Source organism: Bacillus aerius (assembly GCF_029894105.1).
In the GTDB taxonomy this organism is placed as follows: Bacteria; Bacillota; Bacilli; order Bacillales; family Bacillaceae; genus Bacillus; species Bacillus altitudinis.
On the sequence record NZ_JARYHO010000001.1, the window covers coordinates 3,002,586 to 3,023,124 of the forward strand.

At 40.3% G+C, this 20,539-nt stretch carries 28 protein-coding genes and 1 riboswitch; of the genes, 5 read left to right on the forward strand and 23 right to left on the reverse strand.

Translation table 11 applies throughout. The annotated features are described in order from the left end of the window. Nucleotides 1-305: 305 nt before the first annotated feature. Nucleotides 306-1,058 carry a hypothetical protein gene (locus M2353_RS15655; RefSeq protein ID WP_284725697.1) on the reverse strand — a complete coding sequence of 251 codons (753 nt, stop codon included), beginning with the start codon at nt 1,056-1,058 and terminating at the stop codon, nt 306-308. A gap of 141 nt (nt 1,059-1,199) precedes the next feature. Here M2353_RS15655 and M2353_RS15660 point away from each other — a divergent pair, with 141 nt between their 5' ends. Then, nucleotides 1,200-1,583 carry a hypothetical protein gene (locus M2353_RS15660; protein WP_135031151.1) on the forward strand — a complete coding sequence of 128 codons (384 nt, stop codon included), beginning with the start codon at nt 1,200-1,202 and terminating at the stop codon, nt 1,581-1,583. Between the two features lie 224 nt (nt 1,584-1,807). On the opposite strand, the gene M2353_RS15665 is transcribed toward M2353_RS15660, so the two are convergent. The 4 genes from M2353_RS15665 to M2353_RS15680 form a co-directional block, all read right to left on the reverse strand. Further along, the gene (locus M2353_RS15665; protein WP_135031153.1) at nt 1,808-2,266 is read right to left on the reverse strand and encodes a hypothetical protein; all 459 of its coding nucleotides are present in this window, start codon (nt 2,264-2,266) and stop codon (nt 1,808-1,810) included. Beyond that, a complete protein-coding gene (locus M2353_RS15670) occupies nt 2,236-2,886 on the reverse strand; it encodes a Rha family transcriptional regulator (protein ID WP_135031155.1) in 651 nt (216 codons plus the stop codon). The genes M2353_RS15665 and M2353_RS15670 overlap by 31 nt, the downstream gene beginning before the upstream one ends. A 145-nt stretch (nt 2,887-3,031) precedes the next feature. Next, nucleotides 3,032-3,301: a group-specific protein gene (locus tag M2353_RS15675; RefSeq protein ID WP_034317531.1), complete on the reverse strand. Its 270-nt coding sequence runs from the start codon at nt 3,299-3,301 to the stop codon at nt 3,032-3,034. Beyond that, complete coding sequence (locus tag M2353_RS15680; protein ID WP_034317533.1) at nt 3,301-3,504, reverse strand: helix-turn-helix domain-containing protein; 204 nt, start codon at nt 3,502-3,504, stop codon at nt 3,301-3,303. The genes M2353_RS15675 and M2353_RS15680 overlap by 1 nt, the downstream gene beginning before the upstream one ends. A 306-nt stretch (nt 3,505-3,810) precedes the next feature. Here M2353_RS15680 and M2353_RS15685 point away from each other — a divergent pair, with 306 nt between their 5' ends. Genes M2353_RS15685 through M2353_RS15700 form a run of 4 tightly spaced genes read left to right on the forward strand, consistent with a single transcriptional unit; the run spans nt 3,811 to nt 5,877 of the window. Next, nucleotides 3,811-4,230 (forward strand): helix-turn-helix domain-containing protein, encoded by a 420-nt coding sequence (locus M2353_RS15685; protein ID WP_135031157.1) that lies wholly within the window; start codon nt 3,811-3,813, stop codon nt 4,228-4,230. 18 nt (nt 4,231-4,248) lie between these two features. Continuing rightward, the gene (locus M2353_RS15690) at nt 4,249-4,695 is read left to right on the forward strand and encodes an ImmA/IrrE family metallo-endopeptidase (RefSeq protein WP_135031159.1); all 447 of its coding nucleotides are present in this window, start codon (nt 4,249-4,251) and stop codon (nt 4,693-4,695) included. A 31-nt stretch (nt 4,696-4,726) separates the two neighbouring features. Then, complete coding sequence (locus tag M2353_RS15695; protein ID WP_284725698.1) at nt 4,727-5,038, forward strand: Arm DNA-binding domain-containing protein; 312 nt, start codon at nt 4,727-4,729, stop codon at nt 5,036-5,038. After that, complete coding sequence (locus tag M2353_RS15700) at nt 5,008-5,877, forward strand: site-specific integrase (protein ID WP_284726012.1); 870 nt, start codon at nt 5,008-5,010, stop codon at nt 5,875-5,877. The genes M2353_RS15695 and M2353_RS15700 overlap by 31 nt, the downstream gene beginning before the upstream one ends. 78 nt (nt 5,878-5,955) lie before the next feature. Here M2353_RS15700 and sufB read toward each other — a convergent pair whose 3' ends face one another. The 18 genes from sufB to M2353_RS15790 all read right to left on the reverse strand — a co-directional run bounded on the left by sufB (nt 5,956) and on the right by M2353_RS15790 (nt 20,537). Further along, nucleotides 5,956-7,353, reverse strand: a complete 1,398-nt coding sequence (gene sufB / locus M2353_RS15705; protein ID WP_007500362.1) for a Fe-S cluster assembly protein SufB — start codon at nt 7,351-7,353, stop codon at nt 5,956-5,958. A 17-nt stretch (nt 7,354-7,370) separates the two neighbouring features. Further along, nucleotides 7,371-7,817, reverse strand: a complete 447-nt coding sequence (gene sufU, locus M2353_RS15710; protein WP_284725699.1) for a Fe-S cluster assembly sulfur transfer protein SufU — start codon at nt 7,815-7,817, stop codon at nt 7,371-7,373. Continuing rightward, nucleotides 7,807-9,027, reverse strand: coding sequence for a cysteine desulfurase (locus tag M2353_RS15715; RefSeq protein ID WP_284725700.1), 1,221 nt, complete (start codon nt 9,025-9,027; stop codon nt 7,807-7,809). The genes sufU and M2353_RS15715 overlap by 11 nt, the downstream gene beginning before the upstream one ends. Then, nucleotides 9,027-10,340, reverse strand: a complete 1,314-nt coding sequence (gene sufD, locus M2353_RS15720) for a Fe-S cluster assembly protein SufD (protein WP_046526628.1) — start codon at nt 10,338-10,340, stop codon at nt 9,027-9,029. Before sufD ends, M2353_RS15715 begins: the two co-directional genes overlap by 1 nt. Nucleotides 10,341-10,358: 18 nt before the next feature. Then, nucleotides 10,359-11,144: a Fe-S cluster assembly ATPase SufC gene (sufC, locus tag M2353_RS15725; protein ID WP_268448437.1), complete on the reverse strand. Its 786-nt coding sequence runs from the start codon at nt 11,142-11,144 to the stop codon at nt 10,359-10,361. A gap of 211 nt (nt 11,145-11,355) precedes the next feature. Beyond that, nucleotides 11,356-11,493: a YuzK family famiily protein gene (locus M2353_RS15730; RefSeq protein WP_162835676.1), complete on the reverse strand. Its 138-nt coding sequence runs from the start codon at nt 11,491-11,493 to the stop codon at nt 11,356-11,358. A 215-nt stretch (nt 11,494-11,708) separates the two neighbouring features. Continuing rightward, a complete protein-coding gene (locus tag M2353_RS15735; protein WP_003212803.1) occupies nt 11,709-12,077 on the reverse strand; it encodes a carboxymuconolactone decarboxylase family protein in 369 nt (122 codons plus the stop codon). 153 nt (nt 12,078-12,230) lie between these two features. Further along, complete coding sequence (gene metQ, locus M2353_RS15740) at nt 12,231-13,052, reverse strand: methionine ABC transporter substrate-binding lipoprotein MetQ (protein ID WP_284725701.1); 822 nt, start codon at nt 13,050-13,052, stop codon at nt 12,231-12,233. A 14-nt stretch (nt 13,053-13,066) separates the two neighbouring features. Continuing rightward, nucleotides 13,067-13,735: a methionine ABC transporter permease gene (locus M2353_RS15745; RefSeq protein WP_017368014.1), complete on the reverse strand. Its 669-nt coding sequence runs from the start codon at nt 13,733-13,735 to the stop codon at nt 13,067-13,069. Continuing rightward, entirely contained in the window at nt 13,728-14,753 is a 1,026-nt protein-coding gene (locus M2353_RS15750; protein ID WP_024719778.1) for a methionine ABC transporter ATP-binding protein, read from the reverse strand. Before M2353_RS15750 ends, M2353_RS15745 begins: the two co-directional genes overlap by 8 nt. A 155-nt stretch (nt 14,754-14,908) precedes the next feature. Then, nucleotides 14,909-15,017, reverse strand: a riboswitch (SAM riboswitch). A gap of 102 nt (nt 15,018-15,119) precedes the next feature. Continuing rightward, nucleotides 15,120-15,461 carry an SCP2 sterol-binding domain-containing protein gene (locus M2353_RS15755; protein WP_008347033.1) on the reverse strand — a complete coding sequence of 114 codons (342 nt, stop codon included), beginning with the start codon at nt 15,459-15,461 and terminating at the stop codon, nt 15,120-15,122. 120 nt (nt 15,462-15,581) lie between these two features. After that, entirely contained in the window at nt 15,582-15,884 is a 303-nt protein-coding gene (locus M2353_RS15760; RefSeq protein ID WP_007500346.1) for a thioredoxin family protein, read from the reverse strand. A gap of 11 nt (nt 15,885-15,895) precedes the next feature. Next, the gene (locus M2353_RS15765; RefSeq protein WP_008347035.1) at nt 15,896-16,240 is read right to left on the reverse strand and encodes a toprim domain-containing protein; all 345 of its coding nucleotides are present in this window, start codon (nt 16,238-16,240) and stop codon (nt 15,896-15,898) included. Nucleotides 16,241-16,367: 127 nt separating this feature from the next. Beyond that, on the reverse strand, nt 16,368-16,604 hold the full coding sequence (locus tag M2353_RS15770; RefSeq protein WP_008347037.1) for a YusG family protein: 237 nt from the start codon (nt 16,602-16,604) through the stop codon (nt 16,368-16,370). Between the two features lie 44 nt (nt 16,605-16,648). Further along, nucleotides 16,649-17,032 carry a glycine cleavage system protein GcvH gene (gene gcvH, locus M2353_RS15775; RefSeq protein WP_008347039.1) on the reverse strand — a complete coding sequence of 128 codons (384 nt, stop codon included), beginning with the start codon at nt 17,030-17,032 and terminating at the stop codon, nt 16,649-16,651. Between the two features lie 66 nt (nt 17,033-17,098). After that, nucleotides 17,099-17,455, reverse strand: a complete 357-nt coding sequence (locus M2353_RS15780; protein WP_008356673.1) for an arsenate reductase family protein — start codon at nt 17,453-17,455, stop codon at nt 17,099-17,101. Between the two features lie 110 nt (nt 17,456-17,565). Beyond that, on the reverse strand, nt 17,566-19,347 hold the full coding sequence (locus M2353_RS15785) for an acyl-CoA dehydrogenase family protein (RefSeq protein ID WP_046344434.1): 1,782 nt from the start codon (nt 19,345-19,347) through the stop codon (nt 17,566-17,568). A 14-nt stretch (nt 19,348-19,361) separates the two neighbouring features. Next, entirely contained in the window at nt 19,362-20,537 is a 1,176-nt protein-coding gene (locus M2353_RS15790) for an acetyl-CoA C-acetyltransferase (RefSeq protein ID WP_098680603.1), read from the reverse strand. Nucleotides 20,538-20,539 lie beyond the last annotated feature (2 nt).

Genomic DNA, 20,539 nt, shown 5'->3' on the forward strand with positions numbered 1-20,539 from the left:
ATTCCTTTAAATGGTATTTTATTTTCAGGAAGTACTCCCACTTCCTTATTGTCTTCGGACACTCCTTCTAGTAGAAATTTAGGCTGATATGACTCTGTAAATATATTTCTAACCTATCTCTTACAGAGTCAGTATCTGCCGCCCTATCAAAATTAGAACAGTTTACATATTTGAAAATTATTGTTATTTGTGATAAATTAATTCTGTGAAAAGCGCTTGACTTTCTCGCTTTTCATTATTACAACCCTTTAATCACTACGAACACATTATTGGCTGATTCCATTATGGATCAGCGCTTTTTTTATTCAATTAGCTTCATCTAACTTATATTTGTCATATCTTTGAACTGCTGCCTCAACATTAGTGTGTGAAAGGATTGAGAAAAACACATCACTGTTTTCATCCTCTAACACCCAATCATGAACAAAGTGACAAAACGTATTAAAATCAACTTTTGCCGGAATGGAATCAATGTGACTTTTCACTTCTTCCGCTCTTTCTTTGCTACGGTCAATTGTTAACAATGACAAGAAATCGTTTTTGGTCATTGTGAAGAAACACATTTCGATAAGGTTAGCAATGTCCGAAGCACGGTAAGGACGCAAGAAAATGAGGTATGTCACTTGGTGCATCAACTCAAAGACTTTTCTCACCTTTTTCTTTTCGTTACTCTTTATATACACTTCCTCTAACTTTTCAAGTAAAGAATGAATTCTCCATAGACGATTTCGATAATACCTAATGACTTCATCCTGCTGATTCAGTCCTCTTTGAATACGTTTAGCCCAAACCAAAGCGTTGAATTTGCTGTATTTCTCCACTGGTAGAATATCGTCCCACTCAAACACATCTAGTAACTTTGGACCCAATAATTCAATGGCTTCTTCCTTTGGCACTCCTACCATAATCTCTTTCAAATTGGCCTGCATGATCGTTTTAACCCCACGTGAATACATACTTTCATACTGTTTGATAGCAGCGGTTAAGAGCGGTTCAATCTCCTTTACCTCGGTGTAAACCTTCTTTAGTCTCTTATTCCATGTTGTGATTGTTGTCATTTGTTTCGTCCTCCTAAAATGTATTTTTGTCAGGAACCCAATAAAAAGATGTGTACCTGCGAAATAGAATATATTTCAATGATCTTGTTGCTAATCTTTTACACTGTTATAATGTCCCTATAAGACAAGGGGGTGAAATATATGAATGAAATTTCTCCATACATGATAAAGCCAATGCGTATTCATTTAATTAATGGAATGTACGCCGCTGAAAAGAGTTACAAAACTCTCAAAACTCCAGGAAAAATCTCTGATGATCGCCGAATCACAATCGCACTAGCTCACCTTAACCAAGCGAATATTTTCATTACAACAGCTCAAACCATTTATCATTTAGGGATTACCAGAAAAAATCCAGAAATAGAACGCTTTTTCCACCTATTCAACGTATTTAATGATGAGTTTATAAATAGTATTTCACCAGGTCAGTCTGAGCAGTGGACAGACTTTGAATTCAGAAAACTAGTCAATCATTATAATAAGCTTCCTGAAATTTTTGATCTCAAACCATTTTATGTTGATTAATTGATTTCGCAAATGGTTGCTTACTATATCCAGTTGTTCTAATTTTTGCTGAATTTTTATCATTTTCTGGATTGCCAAAGGATTTCTTTAACTAAACAACTTTGTATCAACAGTAAATTCTTTTTTTCCGCTTTTTCAACATTTGCTAAGTTAGATTTTTGTACAGATTCAGGGAACTTTTATAATGTTTTTCAATTCCAACCTCTGTTATCGCAGGGGTTGTTTTATTTTGTTTGTCGCTCTTGTCGCGTTACCTCCTGTGATTCGATATTGTCCAATGAAATTGCAGGTTCTATCGGAACATACGCCCCTTCACCCTGTGCTTTCAATTTTGCCTTGACGTTTAGTATTTCTTCCACTGTCGCTTCTCTCAATCGGAGGACACAGGGAACGCCGTTCATATCAAAGCTATTGATAACAACGCCACGCTCATGATGAACCTGTTCAACAACTTCAAAGATAATGCCGTTGTAATAGCCTTCTTTCCTGTTGTACATAACAAGACCTTTGCGTTCGACAACAGATCGAGTATTTCGGATAAAGCTCTCACGATCTACTGGCTCGGGACAAATGTTTTCTATCAACAATTCCATTTGATTTACCTTCTTTCTGTTTGTTTTGACTCCACAACTTTGAGGAGTGAGATTTTCGTTTAAATCAACGGTCTCCACGTGCCAATCCATGAAATAGCTTCCTCAAAATCTAGCTTTCTTAAATCCTTGTATGTCGGTACTGCAAAAGCGTCCCTAAAATTGCGGTGGATGCTCGAGAACATACGGCGTTTACCTTCTGCATCTTCTCCATAGCGCTCTACAAGCTCGTACACACGTTTGTTGATTCGCTTTTGAATGACCGTTTGTTGATACGCATTGATAGATAAATTGTTTTCTAGTTTGCCAATCCGTTCATCTGCTTCGTTCTGTTTTTGCTCAAGACGTATCATCTGTTGAAGCTGCGGGCTAAGATTAGAAAAGCTTTGTAAGTTTTGTTCCATCTGATTAAATTGGGTCACGTAAGCAGCGGTGAACAATACACCTTTCTCGCCTGTCATTTTGTTGGCGACCATTTCACAACCTTTTTTAGTTAGAAGGTAATGAGGTCTTACTTCGCCTTTGTTATCCTCATAAGTTGAAGAAACGAAGAAATCTAACGAACGCAATTTTGCGTCGGTTAAAATCGTGTCAATATAACCTTTAATTGTTCTAATTAAATCCGAGTGACGCTTTCCAGTCATTTCAGCTACTTCCCGACTATCGACTAGATATTGTCCATTCTGCTCAATTACTTGTAAATTGTTATTCATGTTGTTCCTCCTATCGAAATAATGTCTTAATTCATTTGATTCAAAAATTACCCGTACATAAGAAAGAGTGACCATTCAACAAAACGAGTTGCAGCGAATTTTAAAATTCTTTAATTTGTGCCTTTCCCCGTTTTTGGAGAACACTCTATCCCCTGGATTGTTCTTTCAACCAAGTTATTAAAAACTGTTCACATTCTTTTGCAGGGAAAAGCCATTTTGTGCCGACTCGATATTTTGGAAATCTCGGATCATAAAAAAATGTTTCCTTTATGAAGTTGAGGCTCATATTTGTTTGCTTACACAATTCTTTTGTGTCCCAAAATGTAACTCTGTGTTCAATCGCTTCAAGTCTTTTTGAAAGTTCTTTTGAAACCTGTTCTTCTAAGAGATTTTGATCAATTTCAAAAGTGATCATTAATCCCATCCACCCCTCTCGGATATCCCTAATATTTTGCAAATGTGTTTAGCGTGTTCTTGTGCTTTTCTTCCCGTTTTTTTACCGTTGATGATGTCGCTGATATAAGGGGCAGACACACCCAACATTTCTGCTAACTGCTTTTGCGTCATACCTTGCACATACATTTCTGACTTAACTCTAGCGGCTGTGAGAAATTGCATTTAAAGTCTTGCCTCCTTCCAAAAAATACAAAAAGCTAATTAATTAGCTAATTCTTATTGACCCAAAATGACTTTTTTGCTATTATGAATCCATAGCGAAACAAGACTTAAAAAAGCCTATAATCATACATTTCATATGCTCCCCAGCGCCGAAATTGTATTTTATCGGGTTCATTTTTTGTTGTCTTTTTTGCTAATTAATTAGCTTATGAACACAGTGTAATGACTTTAAAGTCATATATCAACACATCATAATAACTTTTTAGTCGTTTTGTATTCGTTAAGCCTTGAGAAAGGTTGGTCAGAATGAGTTTGGTTAAAAGAATAAAAGGGCTTTGTGATGAAAAGAAAGTCACTTTTGCGGAAGTTGAAAGACAAATAGGTATTTCAAACGGACAAATTAGAAGGTGGGACAATGTTTCTCCTAAAAGTGAGACTTTACAAAAAGTAGCTGATTATTTCGATGTATCAACTGATTATCTTTTAGGGCGCACAGAAGTTAAAAGAAGTATTGAATTAACGGAAAAGGATGAGAAAGACATACAAAAGGAATTGCAAAACATTATAAACGGACTTGAAGGAAATAGTTATGCAGCGTTTGATGGTCAAATTCTTGATGATATGGAAGAAGAAGATAAGGAACTTTTAATCGCTAGTCTTGAAAACACTTTGAGAATAGCAAAGAAAATAGCAAAACAAAAATACACTCCTAATAAATATAGATAAGGGATGATATTTTAAATCATGGGCGATATTACTGAAATTGTTTCAAAATTACAAAGTAAATTTAAGTCATCTGATCCTTTTTTCATTGCAAACAAACTTAACATCATTACAATTCATGAAGATTTAGGGAATACCCTGGGATATTACAGCAAACATTTCCGTACTAAATTCATTCACATTAATGAAAAGGTGAGTGAAAAATCTAGTTTCTTTGTTTGCGCTCACGAGCTAGGACACGCTTTGCTTCATAGCGACTCTAATACTCCATTCTTGAAAAGAAACACCTTCTTTTCAACTGAAAAAATTGAACTGGAAGCAAACTTTTTTGCAATGCATTTATTGTTTTCTTCCGTTCAAAGGGGTATTACTTATTGTGAATTCAAGGAATATGGCATTCCGAAAGAACTTGTACAAAATTACCGCAGTATTTTTTTAAACAAAAACCGAACAAATGTTCTTGAATGAATCTGAAAATAAAAGCAGGGAGTGAACTATCTTGGCTAGTTTCAGACAACATGAAAACGGTACTTGGGAATATAGAATTAGATATAAAGATAAAAGAACGGAAAAGTATAAAGAGAAATCAAAAAGAGGCTTTAAAACAAAAAAAGAGGCTAGGATCGCTGCGGAAAAAACGGCGCATGACCTTGAATATGTTGGTTTTGATTCAACAAACGAAACAGTCGGGGGGTACTTTCCCGATTGGTTAGAAATATATAAAAAGCCATCTGTAAAAAAACAACCTACTCTTTACAAGAAAGAACTATTAGAATCAATATTTTACCTAGATGGGAACATTATCGTTTAAGAGATATTGAACGGAATGAATATCAAAAATGGTTAAATGAATTGATTGAAAAATATAGCGAAGGGACTATAAGAAGAATTCACAGTATAATGAATTCAGCTTTAAATGAAGCTGTACATGATTTTAGAATCCTTCGAGAAAACCCGTTGATAAACATAAAAATACCTAAAAAGAAGGAGGAGAAAAAAGCATTAAAATTCTTCACTCTTTCACAAACTGAAAGATTTTTAAATCAAGTAAAAACACCTGTTAAGAATGCAAAATATTCACATTCAATTCAGTATTACGTCCTTTTCACTTTAATTGCAAGAACAGGTTTACGGATCGGAGAAGCTCTTTCATTAACATGGGATGATATAAATTTAAAAAACGGAGAGTTAACAGTCGATAAAACTCTAGTATATCCCTTGAACACTCAACCTTACATTTCAACACCTAAAACACAATCTAGTTACAGAACAATAAAACTGGATGATCACACAGTAACATTGCTAAAAAAACACAAAGTAAACAGAAATGAAGTCGTTTTAATGTACACTAATTACGTTCAACCCGATGATAACACTATATTCTTTCAGCATGAGGGTAAATGGTTAAAAACAAATGTTGTGAGGGAGTATTTCAAAGAAGTCTGTAAAAGAGCTAATCTTCCCGTTCTGTCTCCACACGCCTTGAGACATAGCCACGCTGTACACCTTTTAGAAGCAGGCGTGAATATTAAATATGTATCGGAACGGTTAGGACATTCTAGCATAAAAACAACCGCAGATACGTATCTCCATGTCACCAAAAAAATTGAAGACCAGGCAATGGAAATGTATCTGCGGTATGTTCATTAATTAAATTTTGTGGGTGTTTTGTGGGTGCTTAATATAAATACAATACCTAAACACCTTTAATCCCCGGTATATCAACGGTTAACCTATACTACCTTCCATCTCAAACTTAATCAAACGGTTCATTTCAACGGCGTATTCCATTGGCAGTTCTTTTGTGAATGGTTCGATGAAGCCCATGACGATCATTTCTGTTGCTTCTTCTTCAGAAATTCCGCGGCTCATCAAGTAGAATAGCTGCTCTTCTGATACTTTTGATACCTTCGCTTCGTGCTCTAATGAAATGTTGTCGTTTAAGATTTCATTATAAGGAATCGTATCAGATGTTGATTTGTTATCCATGATGAGTGTGTCACACTCGATGTTTGAGCGTGCACCCTCTGCTTTGCGTCCGAAGTGAACGATTCCGCGGTATGTGACTTTACCGCCTTGTTTGGAAATCGATTTCGATACGATCGTTGAAGATGTGTTTGGTGCAAGGTGAATCATTTTTGCACCTGCATCTTGGTGCTGACCTTTACCTGCTAAGGCAATACTTAATGTCATACCACGAGCGCCTTCACCTTTTAGGATAACCGCTGGGTATTTCATTGTCAGCTTAGAACCGATGTTTCCATCAATCCATTCCATTGTTGCATTCTCTTCACATACTGTACGTTTTGTCACAAGGTTGAAGACGTTGTTTGCCCAGTTTTGAATCGTCGTATAACGGCAGTAGCCGCCTTTTTTCACGATAATTTCAACAACCGCACTATGAAGTGAGTTTGTTGTGTAAACTGGAGCTGTACAACCTTCTACGTAATGCACATGTGCGCCTTCATCAACGATGATCAGTGTACGTTCGAACTGACCCATGTTCTCAGAGTTGATTCGGAAGTATGCTTGAAGTGGTGTATCTACTTTTACGCCTTTTGGTACGTAGATGAATGAACCACCAGACCATACAGCCGAGTTAAGCGCAGCAAATTTGTTGTCAGTCGGAGGAATGACTTTTGCCCAGTGCTCACGGAAGATGTCTTCGTTCTCTTTTAATGCACTGTCTGTATCTTTAAACACAATGCCTAGATCTTCAAGATCTTGCTTCATGTTGTGATACACAACTTCAGATTCATACTGAGCAGATACACCTGCTAAGTACTTTTGCTCTGCTTCAGGGATTCCAAGCTTATCAAAGGTTTGTTTGATTTCTTCTGGTACTTCATCCCAAGAACGCTCAGAGCGTTCTGATGGTTTTACGTAGTACGTAATTTCATCAAAGTTTAATGCATTTAAATCTCCGCCCCATTGTGGCATCGGCATGTTGTAAAAGTGCTCAAGAGATTTCAAACGGAAGTCGAGCATCCACTGAGGCTCTTCTTTCATACGAGAAATTTCTTCAACGATCTCTTTTGTCAGTCCGCGCTCTGAACGGAAAATGGAAACGTCTTTATCAGAAAAGCCGTATTTATATTCACCAACATCTGGCATTTTTTTAGCCATCCATTTTCACTCCAATCTTATGATTTGCCGTTATCTTCGGCAGATGCGCCTTTTTCAAGCGCCTTCCAGGATAATGTTGCACATTTGATGCGCGCTGGGAATTTTGCCACTCCCTGCAGCGCCTCAATGTCACCAAGATCAATGGAATCGTCGTATTCTTTTCCTAGCATCATATCGGAGAAAATCTGAGACATTTTCAAAGCTGTTTCAATACCTTTCCCTTTAATCGCCTGCGTCATCATAGAGGCAGATGCCATCGAAATCGAGCATCCTTCTCCTTCAAATTTCGCATCGATGACTTTTTCGTCTTCGATTTTCATCGTGAGACGAATGCGGTCACCACACGTAGGGTTGTTCATATCGACGACAATGCTGTCGTTTAACACACCTTTGTTTCTCGGATTTTTATAATGATCCATAATCACTTGTCTGTACAGTGTGTCTAAGTTTACATTAAAAGACATTCGTAAAATACTCCTTTGTCTTACAGAGCGCTGCCATGAGCTCGTCAATCTCCTCTTCTGTATTGTACAGATAGAAGCTTGCTCTTGCAGTCGCTGATACACCAAGCCATTTCATGAGCGGCTGTGCACAGTGATGTCCAGCACGAATGGCGACACCTTCCGTATCTAGAACAGTTGAGGCATCATGAGGATGGACGTCGTCTAAGTTAAACGTCACAAGTCCAGCTCGGTGCTGCGGTCCGTAAACCGTGGCACCTTCAAGCTCCTTAAAGCGCTCAAGTGCATAAGTCGCAAGCTGATGCTCGTAACGGCTGACTTCCTCCATTCCGATGTCATTTAAGAAATCAATCGCTTTTCCGAGCCCAATTGCTCCTGCAATAATCGGTGTTCCCGCTTCAAATTTCCACGGCAGCTCTTTCCATGTAGAATCATATAGATCCACAAAGTCGATCATTTCACCGCCAAACTCAGCAGGCTCCATATTATTCAAAAGGTCCTTCTTCCCGTAAAGAACACCAATGCCAGTCGGTCCACACATTTTATGCCCAGAGAAGGCGAAAAAGTCGCAATCCAAGTCCTGAACATCAATTTGCATGTGAGGGGTGCTCTGGGCACCATCGACGACGATAATTGCACCGTGATCGTGAGCAATCTTTGCGATGTCTTTAATTGGGTTGATGGTTCCTAATACGTTTGAGACATGTGTGACAGCAACGATTTTCGTTTGATGTGTGATGGTTTGCTTCACATCTTCAAGCGACAGCGTGCCGTCTTCCTGTAACGGAATATATTTCAATGTGGCGCCAGTTGATTTTGCTGCCTGCTGCCAAGGGATGATATTCGCATGATGTTCCATATGCGTAATGACGATCTCATCGCCTTCTTTAAGGTTTGCTCTAGCATAGCTGATTGCAACTGTGTTCAGTGCTGTTGTTGTACCTCTAGTAAAAATAATCTCCTGGACAGAAGAAGCGCCAATGAATGCTCGAACTTTCTCTCTTGCACCCTCGTATGCGTCCGTTGCTTTTGTGCCAAGGGTATGAACACCCCGGTGGACGTTCGAGTTGTAAGACCGGTAATACTCATTCATTGCATCAATGACAACTCGTGGTTTTTGAGATGTCGCTGCACTGTCCAAATACACCAAATCATGTCCGTTCACTTGCTGATGAAGGATTGGAAACTGCTCACGAACGTCTTTGATATTCATTATTTTACTTTCCTTTCAATCACAGAAACGAGCTGCTTTTTAACTCCTTCAATCGGCAGTTCTTTGACGACTGGATTTAAGAAGCCATAAATGACAAGTCTTTCTGCATCTTCTTTGGAAATCCCACGGCTCATGAGGTAATAGAGTTGAATTGGATCAACACGCCCAACAGAAGCAGCGTGCCCTGCTGTTACATCATCTTCATCGATTAAAAGAATTGGGTTAGCGTCACCGCGTGCTTTCTCACTCAGCATGAGAACACGAGATTCTTGCTCTGCATTTGACTTCGTTGCACCATGCTCGATTTTACCAATTCCGTTAAAGATAGAGGATGCTTGATCCTTCATGACACCATGCTTCAAGATATACCCTTCAGAGTTTTTACCGAAGTGGATGATGCTTGTTGTGAAGTTTTCCGTTTGATTCCCGCGGCCAACAACAACTGATTTCGTATCTCCGAATGTACCGTCGCCCATAAGCTTCGTGATGTTTTCAGACACGACATCTCCATCATTCATCAGGCCAAGCGCCCATTCGATTTTACTGTCACGACCATTTGCCATACCACGTCTATTCACATAGACTGTCACACCTTCTGCAAGGTTATCCACTGCACCGTAAGTGACGCGGGCATTTGCACCCGTGAAGACTTCAGACACGATATTGAAGATCGCTTCTTCTGGTGTTGCCGTACTGATGTAGTTTTCTACATATGTCACAGCACTATGATCGTCTGCTACAACGATGACATGGTTAAACAACGTTGTTTCGTCATTTTCATGAAGATAAACGGCTTGAATTGGTGCTTCAAGCTCTACGTTTTTCGGTACATAGAGGAAAGCTCCGCCATTCACTAAAGCAGCATGTAAAGCTGTTAGTTTGTGCTCATCCACTTTCACTGCATCAGTCATGAAATATTTCTTCACTAGCTCTCCATGTTCGCGAATCGCTGTATGGATATCAGTGAAGATCACGCCTTTATCTTTTGCTTCAGTAGAAAGAGACAAGTATGCTGGCGTTTGATCACGCTGAATATAGACTGTCTTATCTGTGTCCTCTAAATCAATAAGAGATTTCACTTCTTCAGGAAGCTCTTCTAAAGATCCAAATGGCGCACTTTCAACTGTATGCTGTTTGAAATTGGTTAAATTCCATTTTGAAATATTCGTTTTGTCAGGCTTTGGCATTGGAAGGTCTTCTGCTTTTTCAAGAGCCTGTAAGCGAAGGGAACTCATCCATGCCGGTTCCTGATGCTTCTCGGAGAAGCTTTTGACATAATCTTGATCTACTGATAATTTCGTTTCTAATGTCATCAATAATCCTCCTAACGCTTACGCTTCTTGACCAACAGTTTCGTCTTCAATTCCTAACTCTTTTTTAATCCAGTCATAACCTTCTGCTTCTAGACGCTGCGCGAGTTCTGGTCCGCCAGATTTCACAATACGTCCTTGCATCATAACATGAACGTTATCTGGTGTGATGTAGTTCAATAGGCGCTGATAGTGAGTGATCATTAAGCAGCCGAAGCTTTCGCCGCGCATTTTATTAATCCCTTTAGAAACAACTTTCAGTGCATCGATATCAAGACCAGAGTCGATTTCGTCAAGGATGGCGATTTTTGGTTCAATCATCATTAATTGAAGAATTTCGTTACGTTTTTTCTCCCCACCTGAGAAACCTTCGTTTAGGTAGCGCTGTGCCATATCTGGGTCCATTTCAAGGAATTCCATGTTTTCGTCCATTTTGCGGATGAATTTCATGAGAGAGATTTCATCGCCTTCTTCTCTGCGTGCGTTAATAGCCGAACGAAGGAAGTCTGCATTTGTTACACCACTAATTTCAGATGGATATTGCATTGCAAGGAAAAGACCCGCTTGAGCGCGCTCATCTACTTCCATTTCAAGAACATCTTCGCCATCAAGCAAAATGCTGCCTTTTGTCACTTCATACTTAGGGTGGCCCATGATAGCAGCAGATAAAGTAGATTTACCTGTTCCGTTTGGTCCCATTACTGCGTGGAATTCTCCACCTTTTATTTCTAGGTTTACACCTTTTAAGATTTCTTTCCCTTCAATCTCAACGTGCAAGTCCTTAATTGTTAATGTCGAAGCAGTCATATATCGATACCTCCAAAATAATCATTATTCTCAATTTATTCTCATTCTAATTTTATAACAAATTAAAAGTGAATACAACACATTCACGACAAGCGTGAGAGGATGCTCTCAAAATTCTAACAAAAAATACAGGTAGATAAAAGGATTTATGTCGAAAAGACAGTTTTCATAAAGAAAGGACGGGAAACTATTCTCCCCGTCCCTTAGCTATTTAATAGCCTTGTATATTCATTTTTGCGAGCTGCCTTTTCTCATCTCGATAGGACTGCTCTCGTTTATATTCCACTTTCATCCTTAAGTCATGGTCTCTTTCGTACTCTGCATAGCTCATGCCATGAGCCTTATGCATGGCCTTTTCCATCTCGGCGGTATAATCCAATCCCAGTGTACTATGGTCCGAACAAATAATAAACCATTCCCTTCTTTGAGTGTAGCTTTATTGTATCAAAGACATGCGGCTTCACTCAAAAGGGATATAACACGCTATGCTGGCATATTTTCTCACACAACCGGCTGAGAACGACTCAACTCCCTGATATGGAAAAATACCATCTTATCCTTCCCTTAATGCGTCTGTCCTCCAAATTCATCGATACATTGCTGAACAACTGTGATGCCTTGACTTAGCGCAGCACCGCCGCCAAACGCTGCCGCCACACTGACGACCTCTAGCAAATTCTCTTCTGTTGCGCCTTGATCGAGCGCTCCCTTTGTATGATAGATCATGCAATATTCATCCTGTGCATGAATGCTGATGCCGAGGGCAATCATTTGTTTTTCTTTTTGTGTTAATGAATCGCTCTGGAAGCACTGCTCCGTAAATTCATTGAATTTCTTGCCAAACACCGGCATTTTCTTCTGAAATTCACCCATTGCCGTTTTATAATCCGTCAGTGATTGCTGCATCGATCCGCTCATATGTTGTTCATTCATCTTCATTCCATCCCTTCAGGTCATTTGTTCGTTTTTATTATGAGCGAGATTTGAAAAAATACACAAAAAAACCTCGCTTTCATGAAAGCGAGGTTGCAGATGATTGACAAAGGGCTAAAATGATCTTTATTTTACCCCTTTGTCTTCTTTTTGTTATTCAGATACAGGCAATACTGCACCATCATACTTTTTGTCGATGAATTCTTTGATTTTATCAGAGTGAAGAACTTCCATTAATACCTTGATCTTCTCTGATTTTTCGTCACCTTTGCGAACAGCGACGATGTTTGCATACGGGTTGTTTTTCGTTTGCTCAAGTTCAATTGAATCTTTTTTCGGATTCAATTTATTTTGGATCGCATAGTTAACGTTAATAAATACTGCATCGCCTTCACTGTTTTCATAAGCTTTCGCTGTTAGTTCAGGAGCGATTTTTTTGAATTTTAGGTTCTTCGGGTTTTCTTTGATGTTTTTGACTGTTGCGTTGATTGTATCTACTTTTGGATCAAGCTTGATCACACCAGCATTTTGTAATAGGGCAAGCATACGTCCTTGCTCAGCTACGTTGTTTGTCATGATGATCGTGCCGCCGTTTGGAATATCTTTTACTGATTTGTATTTCTTAGAGTAGATACCGAAAGGCTCAAGGTGAACGGCACCAGCACTCACTAAGTTGTAATCTTTGTTTGATTTATTTTCTTCGTTTAAGTAAGGGATATGTTGGAAAAAGTTCGCATCCACTTCTTTTTCAGCTAATGCTTTGTTGTACATTTTATAATCGCTCAGTACTTTCACTTTTAGATCGTAGCCTTTTTCTTTTAGAATTGGTTTTGCTTCTTCAAGAATCTCGGCATGTGGTGTTTTAGAAGCGGCAACCGTGATAGTTTTGTTATCGCTTGCGTTATTTGATGAACCGCAAGCAGCTAAAATGCCTGCAAATGCTAGAAATAGTGCACTTAAAATCAATTTCTTCATGAATAATTCCTCCCTTAACGTTTATCAATTTTATTTGTAATCAAATCACCGATTATTTGAATGATAAAGACGATGATCAGAATAAACACTGTGGCTACAAGTGTGACATCTGTATTACCAGATTGGTATCCTTCCACATAAGCAAGGTCACCAAGTCCGCCTGCTCCAATTGCACCTGCAATCGCAGTAGAGCCAATCAGAGCAATCGCTGTCACAGTAATTCCTGAAATAAGCGCTGGCAGTGATTCTGGAAGCAATACTTTGAAAATAATGGTCGACGTTTTTGCTCCCATAGATCGTGCTGCTTCAATGACTCCTTTGTCTACTTCACGCAGTGCAATTTCAACAAGACGTGCGTAGAAAGGAGCTGAGCCAATGACAAGGGCTGGTAATGCTGCATTTGGGCCTAAAATTGTATGCATTAAAAATTTCGTAAACCCTAGTAAAAGAATAATTAAAATGATAAAAGGAATCGATCTGAAAATGTTGACGACTGCGCCGATGACAGCATTGATCGGTTTATTTTCCCAAAGACCGCCTTTTCCTGTAAGGAAGAGCAGTAGGCCAAGAATAATACCGATCACAAAGGCAAATGCCAATGAAATGAGTGTCATATACACTGTTTCACCCGTCGCGTCCCAAATGACATCTAGATCAACGTTCGGAAACCATTTCTCAAACATGTGTCATCACCTCGATTTCAACCTGTTTGCTTTGGATATAGGCGATGGCTTTTTCAACTTCGTTCTCGTCTCCATTAATATGGATAAAGAGTGTTCCAAACGCGCCTTCCTGCGTTTGAGAAATCTTTCCTTGCAGGATGTTCACATCGACCTTGAAGGATCGAATGATTTCCGTGATCAGTGGCTGTTCGGCAGAATCTCCGATAAAGGACAACCGGACGACCTGACCTTCTTTTACTCTCTCTAGGACGTGCTCGATCGTTTCTTTTGCTTCTTCTGGTTCAGCAAGCTGTTTCACGAATCGTTTCGTCATTTCTTCTTTCGGCTGTCTGAAGACACGTAATACTTCGCCTTCTTCGACAATACGGCCATTCTCCATCACCGCCACACGATGACAAATTTTACGAATGACGTGCATTTCGTGTGTGATCAATACAATGGTGAGTCCTAGTCGTTTATTAATATCGGCTAAAAGCTCAAGGATGGAATCTGTTGTTTGTGGATCAAGCGCAGATGTCGCTTCGTCACATAGCAGAACTTTTGGGTCATTCGCTAATGCTCTCGCAATCCCTACACGCTGCTTTTGTCCGCCGCTTAGCTGAGAAGGATATGCATTTTCTTTTCCTTCTAAACCGACCAATTTAATCAGTTCGTTTGCACGAGCTCTCCGTTTTGATGTTGGTACACCTGCGATCTCGAGCGGGAACATAATATTTTGTCTCACTGTTCTTGACCAGAGCAAGTTAAAGTGCTGGAAAATCATGCTGATTTCTTGTCTTGCTTTCCGAAGTTTCGCATTCGATACTTCATTGATTCGGTTGCCTGCCACTTCAACGATTCCTTCTGTTGGCAGCTCCAGACCGTTTAATAGGCGAATCAGGGAGCTTTTCCCTGCGCCGCTATACCCGATAATTCCGAATATTTCACCTTTATCGATATCCAAGTTGACGTCTTTCACGGCATCAACATTTCCGCTTTTTGAATGATACGTTTTTGATACATTCTGTAAATGGATCACAGTCTGTTCACCTGCTTTCTTGCTGAATCTATAGGTTGCCATCACATACGTTCAATTATTCTTCCGACTGTTATGACGCTAGCCTGACGCCAGGTCAGTAAAAAAGACCTAACTGCAACGCAAGCAGAAAGGCCTTTTATATCAAATACGCCTTTCTCTCATCTTTCAAAGCATTGCGGCTTTGAGTGAATTGGCACCAATTTCAGCTATGCTGACGGTTGCCGGGTTTCATAGGGCACGTCCCTCCACCTCTCTTAATAAGAGAAAATATGTTGTTTTATGTGATGTTCATGTTTTTACTAACGTAGAATATCATGCTATCTGAGATATGTCAACGCTGTAAATCGCTAATTTCCAAGTAAACGACTACGTTATCATTTTTCGAAAAAAACCGTTCGTCAGCCAAAGTACTGCTTCTAGTCGAAGAAGTGCTCGAAATGAGCCTTTCACTTTCACTTGTCCTCTGCTGATCAGCTGCTGTAAGGACATGTCTCCATCTAATAATTGCAAAATCTCTTTTCGCTCACCATAAAAGATGAGATCCGATAACTCAATTGCAGGTAGTTTCTTCACTTCACCACGTTCATCCACAATCAATGTACAAGAGTCCGTTTCCGCCTCAAATGTAATCTTCAAGGATGATGATGAGAGCAACGGCTTTAACAATAATCGCTGCCCTGCACTTCCATGGGCTTTCACATTTTCCACATGTATAACCTCCCTGTCATTTGGTTATACATAACATTTCTCTACAAACATCGGCTTGTCCTTTATAAATAGCTCGACAAATTTTCAAATGAATTGCTTGAAATATGACAAAAAACCGCTTTATTTAGCGGTTTCAATCATTTCATGAAGATATGGAACGGAGTGAAAGGCATAGCCTTTTTGCACGATTTCACCCTTTTTAAACAGGAGAAAGCAAGGGACACTTTCGATCTCAAATGCTTTCGCAAAACTTGGCGAGTAATTTAAGTTATTCTCATAAAAAGGAACTTCCGGCTGCATGGCATCAACCACTGCCAGCATCTTCTTTGCCAGCTGGCATGTTCCGCAAAATGGTGTATATAAGTACAAAAGAAATAAATCGTCCTCTATCTCCTTGAATTCATGCTCTTCAATCTCTTTCATATACGTCACCCTTATAAATATTTCGAATGAACATCAATGTTTGCAGCTAATAGAATAGATGCAATATGGGCTGACGGTGAAGCGGCCACTTCGCGGTACGTTCTGTCGACAAAAAGATGCAGTGCTTCAGGGAATTCTTTTCGAAATTGCTTCCGCAGTTTATCGCCAGCATCGTCACTGTCTGCTAATATGTAAACGTCTTTCCCGAATAAATCGTCCACAAGCTGATCCAGCTTCGATGTACTGATCGTGCCATTGGTGCAAATGATGGTAACAGGTTCACTTATGACTTCTTTTAGCTTCTGTTTATCTGATTTACCTTCTACAATGATGACCTTTTCTATCTCGACATTCATCACGATCACCCGGCCCTTTTGACGTTGATTCACTTCTTCCTTAGATTACAATCTTTCATTCAGGTTGTAAAGATTGGGCAATTGATCAACAAAAAGACTGCAGCACTTACTGCAGCCTTATCTGTGATCAGCACCAGCCATTTTCATCGTCACAGTCTACATATTTTTCAGTCCCATGGGTCAATGTATCTGACAGACGATAAAAACGGTTTTGATCATAGGAATAACCTGATTTTAATTCATATTGATTTTCACTAATCATCGTACCAATCTCTTCGTTTTGATGGTAAAGCACCATGCCACTCTCTTTGAATCGTCCAGTGACATGCTCTGTTATATCCACCTGTTCTTTTTGAAAAGACAAATTGGACACCCCCCATAAAGGTAGAGTGTCCAATTTCACATGAATTAGTCTTCTTTTGTCATTTCTTCATATTGCTCAGCAGTCATTAAGTTCTCGATTTCAGATGCATCCGCTGGCTCTACTACGATCATCCAAGCTTTTTCGTATGGAGAGTCGTTGACGAACTCTGGGCTGTCATCAAGCTCATCGTTTACTTCAACGATTGTGCCGTTAATCGGTGCGTATAGTTCAGAAACTGTTTTGACTGATTCTACACTTCCGAAAGGCTCGTCCGCTGTAATTTTGTCTCCTACTTCAGGAAGCTCAACGAACACGATATCGCCTAGCTCAGATTGAGCAAAATGTGTAATACCGATACGCACCTTATCTCCTTCTACTTTGACCCATTCGTGTTCTTCTGAATAACGTAAATCTTTTGGTGTGCTCATTTCATACCCCTCCAGTCTTTTCTTACAATCTATATTGAAGATACCACAATCTGAATGAAAGTTACATCATTTCCAGACGCTTTTAAATGTATCTTCATTAAATCCAACTGTCACTCGTTTGCCGTCTGTTGTAATTGGACGCTTGATTAGCATTCCGTTAGACGCAAGTAATTCAAGCTGCTCGTCCTCTGACATTGCAGGAAGTTTATCTTTCAGCTGCAGCTCTCTGTATTTCTGACCGCTCGTATTAAAAAATTTCTTCAGCTCTAAACCGCTTTTTTCGTAAAGGGCTTTTAATGTTTCTTTATCAGGCGTCTCTTCGACGATATGTATGCTGTTGATGTCTTTATTGTGTTCTTCCAGCCATTTTTTTGCTTTTCGGCATGTACCGCAAGATGGGTATTCGTAAAAATCTAAAGCCACCATTTTCACCTCCTGCAAATAGTGACAACATTTTATCACAAAACATATGAAAAACCTAAATGTATGCTTACAAAAAGGTGCGACATGATATCCGCACCTTTTAAGCCGTCTTATACGATATATTTCTCTGCTTCAAAGATTCGTTTCGCTACTTCGCGCTTTTTGGCGATGACATTCATTGGCGTGAATCTTGTCAGCTTGCGAAGGGCTGACAGACTCATACGGAGTGAATCTCCTTCTTCCATGGCAATCAATGATTCTTTCGCATGAGCTTCAATTTTTAAAAAGGCTTCCTGCGTGAAAATTTGTGTATACGCAAGCTTTTGTGCATTTTTTTCTGTGCCTGATGCGGCGATTGCTTTTTCCGTACGCAAGACCGCCGACTCAGCAGCAAAGAGTTCATTGACGATATCTGCTATATTCACAAGGATTTCTTGCTCTTTGTCTAATGCTTTCCCATATTTCATCGCCGCCATACCTGCCACCATCAAGGCGATCTTTTTCGCATGGGCAAGTAAGTATTTCTCTTGATCAAGCGGCTGATCACCCGGCTCTTCCGGCATCATCATCATCAGCTCTTCCTGTAGGGTTTGCGCTTTTTGAAGAAGCGGAAGCTCTCCTTTCATCGCTTTCTTCAAGAAGGTGCCTGGCACAAGCAATCGGTTAATTTCGTTCGTTCCTTCAAAAATACGGTTAATTCGTGAGTCGCGATAGGCTCTTTCGACTTCGTATTCTTGCATGAAACCATATCCGCCGTGAATCTGCACACCTTCATCCACAATATAATCGAGCGTTTCAGAGCCAAGCACTTTACAAAGAGAGCATTCAATCGCATATTCTGCAATGGATTGCGCAATTTGTTTCCCATCCTTTTGCTCCTCGTCACTTAACAGACCCATTCTTTGTTCAAATAACCCGACTGTGCGGTATACAGCACTTTCCATGGCATAAAGTTTTGCCGACATGTTGGCTGCTTTTTCGCCAATTAAGCTAAATTGAGAAATTGGTGTTTTAAACTGCTTACGCTGATTGGCATACTCTGCCGATAATTGAATGACTCGTTTTGATGCTCCGATTGTCCCTACAGCCAGCTTATAGCGTCCAATGTTCAAAATGTTAAAGGCAATGACATGACCTCTGCCTGCTTCACCAAGCAAATTCTCCTTTGGCACTTCGGCATCTTCAAGGATTAACGTTCTCGTCGATGACCCTTTAATGCCCATCTTTTTCTCTTCAGGTCCTGTTTTGACTCCAGGAAAATCCTTTTCTACGATGAAAGCAGAGAAGTGTTCACCATCAATCTTCGCATACACGACAAACACATCGGCAAATGCGGAGTTTGTGATCCATTGTTTTTCCCCATTGAGGACATAATGTGTTCCAGCTTCATTCAGGACTGCCGTTGTTTTCGCACCTAGCGCATCAGAACCTGACCCTGGCTCTGTTAGGGCATAGGCCGCAATTGTTTCTCCAGAGGCGAGTCCTGGCAGGTACTTTTCCTTTTGCGCTTGATTACCGAACAGCACGATCGGCAAAGAACCGATCCCGACATGGGCGCCGTATGAAAGAGAGAAGCTGCCTGCTCTTGCAAATTTTTCAGTAATGATGGCTGAGCTGATTTTATCTAGACCAAGCCCGCCAAATTCCTCAGGAACATCCGCACCAAGCAGGCCAAGCTCTCCAGCCTTTTTCAAGAGACGAACAGAATGCTCGAATTCATGATTTTCAATTTGATCGATGTGCGGAACGACATCTTGTAAAATGTAATCTTCCGTTGTTTTCCCGATCATTTGATGTTCATCAGAGAAATCCTCTGGTGTAAAGATATGCTCATAATTCGTCTCATCTATTAAGAAACTGCCACCCTTTTTTACATCTTCCATTGCTTTCATCCTGTTTTCCCCCTTTAGATCAATTCAAAAATGCCTGCCGCTCCCATGCCCCCGCCGATACACATCGTCACAATACCAAATTGTTCATTTCGCCGTTTCATTTCATGAATGAGGGACAGCGTGAGTTTCGTTCCTGTACAGCCTAGCGGATGTCCTAATGCAATGGCGCCGCCGTTGACATTTACCTTCTCTTCATCGATCCCTAAATGACGAATGACTTGAATCGCCTGAGAAGCAAATGCTTCATTTAATTCAAACAGCCCGATGTCCTTCAGCTCTAGACCAGCGATTTTCAGCGCACGCGGAATGGCTTCAACCGGCCCAATTCCCATGACTTCAGGTGGTACACCACCAACTGCAAACGCCCTGAACTTGGCGAGCGGCTGAAGAGAAAGAGAAGATGCTTTTTCGCGATCCATCATCATGACACATGCCGCTCCATCACTCGTCTGCGAAGAGTTTCCTGCAGTCACTGTGCCTTTTGTTGAGAAGGCAGGTCGTAACGTTGAGAGAACCTCCTCTGTTGTGCCGGCTCTTACACCTTCATCTTGTGAGAACGTAAATTGGCGTTCTTCTAGTTGATGCTGCTCTCCTACCCGTCTTTCTGTCACATCAACGGGAACAATTTCATCTGAAAATTTCCCTTCTTGAAGTGCCTTTGCTGCCTTTTGATGGCTCCTCACCGCAAAAGCATCTTGATCTTGCCTTGTGACCTGATACTTTTGCGCCACTTGCTCCGCTGTGTGGCCCATGCTCATATAGTATTCAGGCGCTTGCTCTGCCAAAAGAGCGTTTGGACGAATGGAGTGACCCATCATTGGGACTTGCGACATCGATTCGACGCCTCCGGCCAAAATGGTTTCTGCCTGCCCAAGCATAATTCGTTCACCTGCATAAGCAATTGACTGCAGACCTGAAGAGCAATAGCGGTTAATGGTGATAGCAGGTACTGTATATGGCAAACCTGCTAATGCCCCAATATTCCGGGCCACATTCAGCCCTTGCTCTGCTTCTGGTGTCGCACATCCGATGATTAAATCATCGATTGTTCCATCATAATCACCGGCACGCTTTAGCGTTTCTTTTACACACAATGCGCCCATATCATCAGGTCTGACATGTTTTAATGATCCTTTTTTGGCTTTCCCTACTGGTGTTCTTGCGCCAGCTACAATCACTGCTTCTCTCATTT